This is a genomic window from Lelliottia jeotgali (assembly GCF_977070485.1).
Map to the genome: position 1 here is coordinate 513,826 of NZ_CDRVFO010000001.1, position 9,333 is coordinate 523,158.

Genomic DNA, 9,333 nt, shown 5'->3' on the forward strand with positions numbered 1-9,333 from the left:
AAAAAGCCCAGCCTGAGCTGAGCTTCTTAGTTGCTACCCGCGCCAACGGGTGGCTTTGGTACCACTTTGTCTGCAGAAGGACAAAACGATGCAACAAGAAAATACCACCGCACCACCAAGCACGCAAGCCCAGGACTTGTTCCGCCTACATCGGCTACACCGTGGCTCGCTGGCCGCATACAGCGTTGCCCGAGTTTTGCGGGAGAGCCATGAATTTGGTGATGACAATCCACTCACTGATCGTGATCAGCATGGTCTTATGCTGGCGCTTGAGTTCATTTGCTACGACTTGTACGCACACCATGAAGCCGAGCTTGAGCTTGGCGAAGGCGGTGCCCAATGACCTCTCTTGTTACCCAAGATACTCGCTTCACCTCTTCCGGTATTGAGTTCGAGATCAAGTTTGGCACGTCCTGCAATACCGCCATTACTGCCGCAGGCGCGATGCTTTCGAGCGTTAACTGCCTGCTTGGCAATCTCATCGGGGATGGTGCTGAAGGCAGCTGCGAGCTCTACGCGATCCGCGTCCTGACTCTCCAGTGCGAGGCTCTGCTCGAAGCGATCGAGATTCCTATGAGGGATATGGAAGACCTCGCGCCACAAAACCCTACCTCTCCAGTTCGTGGCGCGGAGGTATCCCAATGACCAACACAACCAGCGACCTCGGCGAAAAGGTCATGGCCCGTCTGCGTGTCATTGAGGGGTTCGTTTCGATCCTGATGGAAAACGACAGCCTCAAGGGTGAGGCGTGCAGCCTGCATACCCCTCAGCTCGACCACCTCAGCGAATCCACCATTCATGAAGCGATGTACATGCTGGCCGACCAGGCGCAGGACCAGTTGCTTCAGCTGATGAATGCAGCGGGGGATAGCCAATGAAAACTATCCGCACGATTGCCGACGAGGCCTACAACGACATCCTGTGCCTCCAGGCCCGCTTGGAAGATGCCCGTACTCTGTTCCGATCCATCAGCAAGATTGCAGATGAATCGAGCCTTCCCACGAAGCTCGCGCTGATGGGTGATGAGCTCTGCGAGGAGTGGGTGAATCACGCAGATGACTGGATGAAAAAGATGGATGCCAGTTTCATTGAGATCGACGCCAACAAGCCCGCCGCGCCACAAAAACCTGCTGCTGCAAAACGTGGTGCGGGAGGTGTGGCATGAAGAACTCCCCAGCTGTCGCAAAGCTCTCCCTCGAACTCGCCGCGATGGTTCGTCGCCACATTGACGTGCCAGAGCCGACGGCGATCGGAGGCGACCTCCCTTCGCTGATCAGGTCCTACTGGAAGGCGAGCGGGATCATCGATGCGCCGGAAGAGGGTGCGCGCACCCGGCGTCACCGCCTTAACCAGGCCCAACTGATCGACCTTGAGCACATTTCGCTGGCGATCTACCGCCAGGTGATGGCGCTCACCGGCCTGAGCATCAACCCGGCCTGTCGCTGTGTCATGTCCGCCATCCGCATCGAGGAGATGGGCGGCGATATCACCACACCTGAAGCGCAGCGCGAAGTCCAGGAACTGCTGTCCTGGGTGGCCGGCTGTGGTTTCCGCGAGCAAATCATTCTTGAGCGCTGGATGGTGCTTGAAGGAGCAACGGCATGAGCGTCGTCAAATTCCAAGGCGGCGATGCCGTCACCATGACCAGCTCGGAGATCGCCGGGCTGACTGAAAAGCTGCATAAAAACGTCATCCGGGACATTCGCGAGATGCTCGAGGCCCTTGAGAAAGATGGCTCAGATCTGAGCCATGTACGCGAAGACCTTGATACCCGCGGCTACACGGAGAATTTCCACCTCAATCGAGAGCTGACCGAAACCCTCATAACTGGTTACAGCATTCCTCTTCGCCACAAAGTCATCCGCCGGTTGCATGAGCTCGAACAGCAGGTTGCCCAGCGGAGTGCTTTCGAGGTTCCGCGTACTCGCGCAGATGCATTGCGCCTTGCTGCTGACCTTGAGGAACAGAACGAGGTGCTGGTGCTGGAGAACCAGCAGCAGGCCAAGAAAATCGAGAGCCTGGAACATTTCTTCATGCCTGGCGAGACCCCTGCGCAGTTCGCCAAGCGCTTGAACGGGGTGAACTCCTTACTGATCACCGCCTACCTCCTGGACCTCGGTTGGATCTGGAACTCTGAGCGACGGGAAAAGAAAAAACCGAAGTACCGGACCACCTACAAAGCCCGCGAGAAGGATCTGCTCACCGAGCGGCCACGGAAAATCGATGGCGAGGATCTCGAGTCTCCAATCATTCGGTACGAGCTCCAGTTGCTTGAGGAGGGCTCGAAGGCCCTGCACGACCTGTACATGGCCGAGAAGCTGCCCATGAAGAAGACCTGGGACGGCCAGTTCTTCTACGAAAAATTCACTCCGGAGAAGCCCCTGTGACGATCAAATCAACCAAGCAACAAGCGCGTGACCGGATCGTCCAGGCGGCAGTGGATGTGGTCGAAGCCGAGCACCATTTCCGGGTTGCTCGCGCTGAGATCAAGGCCATGTACGAGGTGTATTTCCGCGCCCACGGTCGCCCTGAAGGTGAGTTCCTGCCGTACACCGAAGCATGGGAAGGGGTGCGCCTTTTTACCGCTGCGGCTAATGACCGGCGCGCCAAGGCCCGTCGAGTGCTGCGCAATGCCCAGGCTCGTATGGAGCGTGCTGTGAATGCGCTGGAGGCTGCCCAATGAGCAAGGTAATCAACAAGGCCTATTTCGAGAAGTTCTCCAATGCGTCTCTGATGCTGTTGTCCTTCGAGGCGGTCATGGATGCCATCGAGGTAATCAGCGATGGCGCCAAGATCCGCGAGTACGACGAAACCTATGTCGGCCTGGTCGGCGCGAGCCTGGCGCTGAGCGTGCTGTTCGAGCGGCAGACCGGCAATGACGCTTCGGTCGTGTGTGGCGAGCATCTCGAGCAGGAGCGTCGGCATCTGCTGGAGGGTGGTGAGCCGCCAACCTTCAGCATCCCGATCGTCAACACGCCGCGTGAACCGCTCCCGCCGGAGGCATTTGATCAACTGACCAACCTGCAGCTTGCCAGTGCGTCGTTCAATTACGCCGACAAGGTGTTTGAGACGATCAGCAACCACTCGCCTCACGCGCTCGAAATGGCCGAAGCCAGGGTTTCGTCCCTTGATGCTGTGACGGCGCTGCGCTCGCTCGTTCTGCGACTTGCGGGCGGGAGCATGACCGACCTGGCCAATCATGCAGCGAAGATCACTGGTCCCTCATCGGAGACTCTCCAATGACTATGACCCCGAACCATGCCCAGGCGCTCCAGCAGCGCGGTGGCGCGACGATCATCAACGGCCCATGGCCAACCTACACCCAATTCAAGGGCCTTCCAGAGCGAGAGCGGTGGGCGCTGTACGAGCTGGCCAAGGCCGGGCGCCAAGCGATGGAAGACAGCGGCTTCGAGATGGCCGAGAGCTACGACGCCTTCGTGCGCCGCGTTTGTGAGGAGCTGCAACTGTGAGCACCATCCTGATGACCGCCTGCTGGCCGCTTGAAATGAGCGCTGCCCAGAAGTCGGTGCTGATCTCCTTGGCCGACAATGCCAACGATGACGGCGTTTGCTGGCCTTCCATTGCCAGGATCTGCGAGCGCACCTGCCTCAAAGAGCGTGCCGTGCGCAACGCGATCCGTTGGCTGGAAAGCGTCGGCTTGCTGGTGGCGAAAGAGCGTGCCGGGCGGTCGACCTACTACATCGTAACCCCGGCATCTTATGCCCCCGGCATTAAATGCCCCCCTGCACTAGATGCCGGACACCCCGGCACGACGTGCCCCACCCCCCGGCACCAGATGCCGGACACCCCGGCACCAGATGCCCCCAGAACCGTAATAGAACCCAAAGGTGAACCATCAAAGAACCGTAAGAGGGGAGGTGATGGGTTCACGGTTGAGCAGATGCTCGAACTGGCACCCGCTGATCTGAGTGAGCAAACCGCCCGCGATTACTTCCAGTTCCGGAAGAAGAAGGGGCCTCTGAATCTGACGATCTGGAACAACGTTCTCTCAGAGCTTGAGGGATGCCGGGCCGCAGGGATCAGCCCGGACAAGGCCCTGGCCGAGGCAATGACCGCTGCATGGCAGGGTTTCAAGACCTCTTGGATTGTGGACCGACTGAAAAAAGAGGCCTGGACCTCCGGCACCAGAGGGGCAGGCCAATCGCACCACACCGACCTCGACAAGATTGACCACACCGAAGGCCTGGTTCGCCAGCCAAACGGGACTTACCGGGTAGCAAGATCATGACCACACCAAAAACACTTGAATTCAAACCTGACCAGTGCCGCGTACACGGCGATTTCACTGACGAACTGATCGAGTCATTTTCGGGCGATCACTTCTGGCAGGGCTGCACGCGCTGTCAGTTTGACGCCCTGCATTCTGCCGACGAAGCAGTCCGCAAGCCGGCGCACGCTATCCGGCGTGCCTGGGAGATGAACGTCAGTCTGATGGCGTCTGATATCCCGCTGCGCTTCCGGGCGGCGACCTTGGACACCTACCGCGCCGAAACCGAAGGACAGGCCGTGGCGCTGACTGAGTGCCGCGACTACGTGCATGGCTTCGAGCGCAACTGGGAACTGGGCCGCTCGATGATGTTGCTGGGTGACGTAGGCACGGGTAAGACACACCTAGGCTGCGCCATTGCCCAGCAGGTGATCCGCAGCTATGGAGCGTCAGCGCGCTACACCATGGCGATCGAGATCATCCGCGACATCAAGATGACCTTCGACAAAAAGTCCGAGCAGACGGAGCGCGATGTATACGCCGCCCTCCTGGCGCCTGACCTACTGGTGATCGATGAGGTTGGCGTCCAGCACGGCAGCGACTTCGAGCGGCAGGTGCTGTTTGAGGTGATCGACTCGCGGTACCGGAATCTCATGCCGACCATCGTGATCTCCAACCTGGGCCTGGCCGGCCTCCGCAAGTGCCTGGGTGATCGCGCTGTCGACCGCCTGACCGATGCTGGCGGGCCTGCCGTCCTGTTCACCTGGGCCTCGGCGCGAGGTGAAGCATGAGCAACGAACTGGTAATGGGCTACCCAGAGGCCGAGCACGGCGTCCTGGGGGCTATCATGCTGGCGTCTCTCGATGGCAATACTGCGCTGGTGGATGACATCACGAGCCAGATGACCAGCGGCGACTTCCTCTACGACGACCACGCAGCCCTGTTCGATGTGATCCGTGATTGCCTGGAGCGCGGCCTGCCGGTCGATGCGGTAACGGTCGGGGATGTGCAGCGCGTCCTGCCAAGCGGCAAAAACACCTTGTCCTTCGCGGCGGAGCTTTGCCGGAACGTGCCCTCGGTAGCCAACGTCACGGCCTACGCCAAGCAGGTCAAGCAGTGGGCGGTGATCCGCCAGGTGGTCGACATTGGCCATTCTGCGAAGGCTGCCGTAGCAAGCGGCCTGGTGCCGGACGAGATCATCGCGCAGGCCCAGCAGTCCATCGCTGACTTGCGTGACCTGCAGGGCTCGGGCAAGGCCGGGTACAAGCGCATGGCCGAGGTGTTGCCCAAGGTGTTCGATGGGATGCAGGAAGTGCTGGATGACCGCGCTCCACCGAAGCTCTCGACCGGCCTGGTCGACCTGGACAAGCTGATCGGCTTCCTGCGCCCCAAGAGCATGGTGGTGATCGCCGGCCGCCCAGGCAGCGGTAAGACCATGCTCGGCCTGCAGATCGTCAACCATGTGGCCATCCGCGGCGCGGGCGTGGGTCTGATCTTCAGTCTGGAAATGGACGAGAAGGAGTTGACCGTCCGGACGATCGCCTCGCAGGGCGGCGTTGATCTGCGCCGCATGGAGGAGGTCAAGAGCCTGGACGAGGACGAATGGCAGCGCATCGGGACCGCTGGCAGCAAGATCGAGTCTGCTCAGCTGTACCTGAACGACACGCCCGGCTTGACCATTAGCGCTATCCGGTCAGATGCCAGGCGGCTTCAACGCGAACAGGGCCTCGACATCCTGATGATCGACTACCTGGGCCTGGTGGGCACCGAAGGCAAGAACCAGAGCCGTACCGACGCTGTGGCCAAGATATCCATTGCCCTGAAGAACTTGGCCAAGGAACTGAGCGTTCCGGTGCTGGTGCTGGCGCAGCTCAACCGAAACCCGGCGAGCCGCCCCGGCAAGAAGCCACAAGCCAGCGACCTGCGCGACTCCGGCCAGATCGAACAGGACGCCGACGCCGTGATCCTGGTCCACCACGACCCAGAGTCGGAAGCGGGCGAGCAGGGCGTCACCGAGCTGATCCTCGACAAGGGGCGCCAGGCCCCGCAGGGCTCGTGCCTAGTCCAGCGCCAAGGGCAGTACGCCCGCTTCGTCAACTTCGCCGGCAACCGCCTCCCGCCTGACGATGAGGTCGAGATGGGCCGCGTCGTGAATTTCTCCAAACACCGTAAGGGGAGCAAGCACCATGAAACTTTCTGATCTGTGGACACGCGCTGGCGCTGGCAAACCTGCAACCCCGGTCGTGTCGGTGGCGGTGACCAAGCGTGCTGGTGCCGGGCAGCCTGTTGCCACTGGCAATACCCCGAAGCTTGCAGAACCGCACCAGCGCCTGGTTGGGCCCCGTGAGTTGCCCGACACTCTGGAGGCCTGCGAGACCCTGCATGAGCAGCTGGTGGCTGACGCTATCCGCCTGGAGCTGTCGCTGGCGCAGGCCGTCGAGCGGGCCATCCAGGGCACGCCATACGACCGAGCCTGGTACAACCGGGCGAAGGCAGCGCTCAAGCACATCAACCATGACCGTACCCGTGCCCTGTACCGCTGTGGACAGTTGCGTAAGGAGGCCAAGCAGCAATCCCAGCAGATCCTGGACCGGGTGATCCTCGATGTGATCAAGGAGTCGATGCCGGCTGACCAGTTCCTGGGGTATGTGCGAATTGCCGAGGCCCGTGCGGCCCAAGGGGTTTCTCGATGAGCAACGTTACTGTGGCCCTGCCGCGCAAGAGCCTGACCGCTGTGGAATGCAAGTTCCTGAAGGTTGGTAACCGCATGCTGCTGGAGCAGAACAACGGCCGTATCGCATCAGCAGCCCTGATGGACATCGTGGCTGACTGGCACGCCGCGCGCGCCAACGTGGGATTCGAGCAGTTCGCCAAGGGCTGGATCACCGAAGGCAACGCCAAGAACAAGCACGCCGACAAGCTGCTGCGCGAGCTGTTCGGCCTGGACAACGATCCAACGCCCCGGAGGGCTGCATGAAGAAACGAACCTACGTGGACAAGGCGCTGGGCGACACCGAATACATGCTCGAGCAGTGGGGCTGGTGGCGAATGAGTGAGATGGGGGTGCCACGCTACGTGTCACCACTCTATGCGCTCATGCGCGACAACGTACCCAGCGAGGGCGGTGCTCGGCAGCATGTCATCACAGACGACCTGGCCCTGATCATCGACGGAGCGGTGGCCAGGCTGACGAAGCGCAACCAGCAAATGGGTGACTTCGTCTGGGCCTACTACGGCTCAAAGCACCCAGCCATGCGAGTCGGAAGGGAAGCAGGCATGTCCGAGCGCAAGGCCCGGGAGATCATCAAGGCCGGCGTTGCATGGATCGACTGCGCCCTCGAAGAAATTCGAGAAGCTGCGTAAAAAGATCTATGCGGGCGGATAAACACCTGTTTTCATAGCAGCGTGTCCAGCTTGCAACGTTACGCGACACAGACAAACCCCGGCCATCGTGTCGGGGTTTTGTGTTTTTGAGGGGCTTCGATTCAGGTAGCCCTCCAGAAAAAGCATTTTTCTTGTATGAGGGAACGATTTGATAGCGCTATGATTCTGATAGGTTGCTACTCAATAATATGGAAGACCGTGAGTATGAAAAACGTTCTCGCCGTTGTGGCGCTTTCCCTTTTCGCTGCGTCCGCCGGAGCGGCTGAGCTATCCGGAGCGCTTGGCGCGACAGGCCAAGGTGGTCTTACAGCGCGCGTCGGCATTGGCTTTAACTGGGACAAAAGCTGGTTTGAATCCAGTACTGGCCGTCTCACCGGTTATTGGGATGCTGGCTACACCTACTGGGAAGCAGGCGATGCTTCAGGTGGGGCTCACTCGCTGTCCTTCGCTCCTGTGTTCGTCTATGAGTTCGGCAGTGGGAATGTGAAGCCCTTCATCGAGGCGGGTATCGGCGTGGCCGTGTTCTCAGGCACTTCGGCAGGCGATCAGGATTTTGGCTCTGCTTTCAACTTCGAAGACCGTATTGGTGCGGGTCTCAAGATTGGCGAGACACAGAAAGTAGGCATCCGAGCGATTCACTACTCCAACGCTGGTATCAAGCAGCCGAACGACGGCATTGAGTCGTACTCTCTCTTCTACAGTCACCAGATTTAACCATTTTCTGCGTTGCTCCCCTTGCCCGCCCTGTGTGGGCTTTTTTATGCGGATGACACGCTCAGGCAGCTGGGCTAAGTCGGTAGTGGCGTCGATCAAAGCCGTGCGCTCCCTGATCGTCTACGCGATGAGAGTCTGGGGTACGTGACCCAGCGAGCCAGACCAACAAGCCGGGTAAGCACCGGCCCTCCGCACCCATTCCAAGCCTCGCACCAGCTGGGGCTTTTTCGTATCTGGAGGATGCATGGAAAAGCTAAAGCTCGACGTTGAGGTTGAGGGCGCCGCTGACTTCCTGCGCCCTCTGGCTGAAACGCTCAGGTCACTTGAACATTTTCCCGAGCTGCCGCTGCAGGTCCTTCGTGACCTTGTCGCCCACAGCCTTCATGAGCTTCCCGTAAGTCTCGACAGCACCGCATTTGCCGCAGGTGACCTTCGAGTTGTCGTTCGGCCTAGCCGGAACCTCGAACTTGTCACTGCCGCACTTGGCGCACTTGAGGGTTACCTTCATCGTTTTTCGCTCCGTGAAACGTCTTGTGTGGAAACTCGACGATAGCACGGGGCCATCTTTTCACATATCCAAGGGCTCGCCAGTTCGACGGGTCATTTTGTTTCTGGAGCACCACCTATGGCCGAGCCAAGTACCGGCGCCCTCGCAGTGACCGGCGTACTGGCCAGCGTCGGCCTGGGTGCCCCGGCATAGCTAATCATCCCCCTCAATGCGTACATCCGAGATACCCAAATCTGCGACCGCAATGCGGAGATCATCATTTGATAAGCGGCACGGCGCGCGCGCCTCAGACAAGGGGTCAGCGGGGGCATGCAGACGGAGGAGAGCGGTCAGCACATTGTCTTCGTTCGGCGTGCTAGACCAATCGCATATCCAGAATCTGGTATGGCCTTTGAGGTTGTAGTCGATGCGGTATTTCATAGGTTGCCGGACCTCCGCCATTGGACGTCAGTTATGCCGAAGCGCTCAGCAGCAGGCCGAGAGACTTTTCTGATATCCG

17 protein-coding genes are annotated in these 9,333 nt (G+C 59.8%); 16 read left to right on the plus strand and 1 reads right to left on the minus strand.

Annotated elements, in window-relative coordinates; genetic code table 11:
- Positions 1 to 88: 88 nt before the first annotated feature.
- The 16 genes from ACW4TB_RS02345 (at position 89) to ACW4TB_RS02420 (ending at position 8,326) form a co-directional block, all read left to right on the plus strand.
- The gene (locus ACW4TB_RS02345; protein ID WP_455828213.1) at positions 89 to 343 is read left to right on the plus strand and encodes a hypothetical protein; all 255 of its coding nucleotides are present in this window, start codon (positions 89 to 91) and stop codon (positions 341 to 343) included.
- The gene (locus ACW4TB_RS02350; protein WP_455828214.1) at positions 340 to 645 is read left to right on the plus strand and encodes a hypothetical protein; all 306 of its coding nucleotides are present in this window, start codon (positions 340 to 342) and stop codon (positions 643 to 645) included. Before ACW4TB_RS02345 ends, ACW4TB_RS02350 begins: the two co-directional genes overlap by 4 nt.
- A complete protein-coding gene (locus ACW4TB_RS02355) occupies positions 642 to 878 on the plus strand; it encodes a hypothetical protein (RefSeq protein ID WP_414194305.1) in 237 nt (78 codons plus the stop codon). Before ACW4TB_RS02350 ends, ACW4TB_RS02355 begins: the two co-directional genes overlap by 4 nt.
- Positions 875 to 1,165: a hypothetical protein gene (locus ACW4TB_RS02360; RefSeq protein WP_455828215.1), complete on the plus strand. Its 291-nt coding sequence runs from the start codon at positions 875 to 877 to the stop codon at positions 1,163 to 1,165. Before ACW4TB_RS02355 ends, ACW4TB_RS02360 begins: the two co-directional genes overlap by 4 nt.
- Positions 1,162 to 1,605 carry a hypothetical protein gene (locus ACW4TB_RS02365; RefSeq protein ID WP_455828216.1) on the plus strand — a complete coding sequence of 148 codons (444 nt, stop codon included), beginning with the start codon at positions 1,162 to 1,164 and terminating at the stop codon, positions 1,603 to 1,605. The genes ACW4TB_RS02360 and ACW4TB_RS02365 overlap by 4 nt, the downstream gene beginning before the upstream one ends.
- Positions 1,602 to 2,387, plus strand: a complete 786-nt coding sequence (locus ACW4TB_RS02370) for a Rha family transcriptional regulator (RefSeq protein ID WP_232881629.1) — start codon at positions 1,602 to 1,604, stop codon at positions 2,385 to 2,387. Before ACW4TB_RS02365 ends, ACW4TB_RS02370 begins: the two co-directional genes overlap by 4 nt.
- Positions 2,384 to 2,683 (plus strand): hypothetical protein, encoded by a 300-nt coding sequence (locus ACW4TB_RS02375; protein WP_455828217.1) that lies wholly within the window; start codon positions 2,384 to 2,386, stop codon positions 2,681 to 2,683. Before ACW4TB_RS02370 ends, ACW4TB_RS02375 begins: the two co-directional genes overlap by 4 nt.
- Positions 2,680 to 3,243: a hypothetical protein gene (locus tag ACW4TB_RS02380; protein WP_455828218.1), complete on the plus strand. Its 564-nt coding sequence runs from the start codon at positions 2,680 to 2,682 to the stop codon at positions 3,241 to 3,243. Before ACW4TB_RS02375 ends, ACW4TB_RS02380 begins: the two co-directional genes overlap by 4 nt.
- Positions 3,240 to 3,470: a hypothetical protein gene (locus tag ACW4TB_RS02385; RefSeq protein ID WP_455828219.1), complete on the plus strand. Its 231-nt coding sequence runs from the start codon at positions 3,240 to 3,242 to the stop codon at positions 3,468 to 3,470. The genes ACW4TB_RS02380 and ACW4TB_RS02385 overlap by 4 nt, the downstream gene beginning before the upstream one ends.
- Positions 3,467 to 4,249 (plus strand): helix-turn-helix domain-containing protein, encoded by a 783-nt coding sequence (locus ACW4TB_RS02390; RefSeq protein WP_150105116.1) that lies wholly within the window; start codon positions 3,467 to 3,469, stop codon positions 4,247 to 4,249. Before ACW4TB_RS02385 ends, ACW4TB_RS02390 begins: the two co-directional genes overlap by 4 nt.
- Complete coding sequence (locus ACW4TB_RS02395) at positions 4,246 to 5,019, plus strand: ATP-binding protein (protein ID WP_012313233.1); 774 nt, start codon at positions 4,246 to 4,248, stop codon at positions 5,017 to 5,019. Before ACW4TB_RS02390 ends, ACW4TB_RS02395 begins: the two co-directional genes overlap by 4 nt.
- Entirely contained in the window at positions 5,016 to 6,428 is a 1,413-nt protein-coding gene (locus ACW4TB_RS02400; RefSeq protein WP_012313234.1) for a replicative DNA helicase, read from the plus strand. Before ACW4TB_RS02395 ends, ACW4TB_RS02400 begins: the two co-directional genes overlap by 4 nt.
- The gene (locus ACW4TB_RS02405; RefSeq protein WP_455828220.1) at positions 6,415 to 6,921 is read left to right on the plus strand and encodes a hypothetical protein; all 507 of its coding nucleotides are present in this window, start codon (positions 6,415 to 6,417) and stop codon (positions 6,919 to 6,921) included. The genes ACW4TB_RS02400 and ACW4TB_RS02405 overlap by 14 nt, the downstream gene beginning before the upstream one ends.
- A complete protein-coding gene (locus ACW4TB_RS02410; RefSeq protein ID WP_012313236.1) occupies positions 6,918 to 7,205 on the plus strand; it encodes a hypothetical protein in 288 nt (95 codons plus the stop codon). The genes ACW4TB_RS02405 and ACW4TB_RS02410 overlap by 4 nt, the downstream gene beginning before the upstream one ends.
- The gene (locus ACW4TB_RS02415) at positions 7,202 to 7,591 is read left to right on the plus strand and encodes an antiterminator Q family protein (protein ID WP_012313237.1); all 390 of its coding nucleotides are present in this window, start codon (positions 7,202 to 7,204) and stop codon (positions 7,589 to 7,591) included. The genes ACW4TB_RS02410 and ACW4TB_RS02415 overlap by 4 nt, the downstream gene beginning before the upstream one ends.
- A gap of 225 nt (positions 7,592 to 7,816) precedes the next feature.
- Positions 7,817 to 8,326, plus strand: coding sequence for an acyloxyacyl hydrolase (locus ACW4TB_RS02420; RefSeq protein WP_012313238.1), 510 nt, complete (start codon positions 7,817 to 7,819; stop codon positions 8,324 to 8,326).
- Positions 8,327 to 8,645: 319 nt separating this feature from the next.
- On the opposite strand, the gene ACW4TB_RS02425 is transcribed toward ACW4TB_RS02420, so the two are convergent.
- Positions 8,646 to 8,834, minus strand: a complete 189-nt coding sequence (locus ACW4TB_RS02425; protein WP_012313239.1) for an ECs_2282 family putative zinc-binding protein — start codon at positions 8,832 to 8,834, stop codon at positions 8,646 to 8,648.
- Positions 8,835 to 9,333 lie beyond the last annotated feature (499 nt).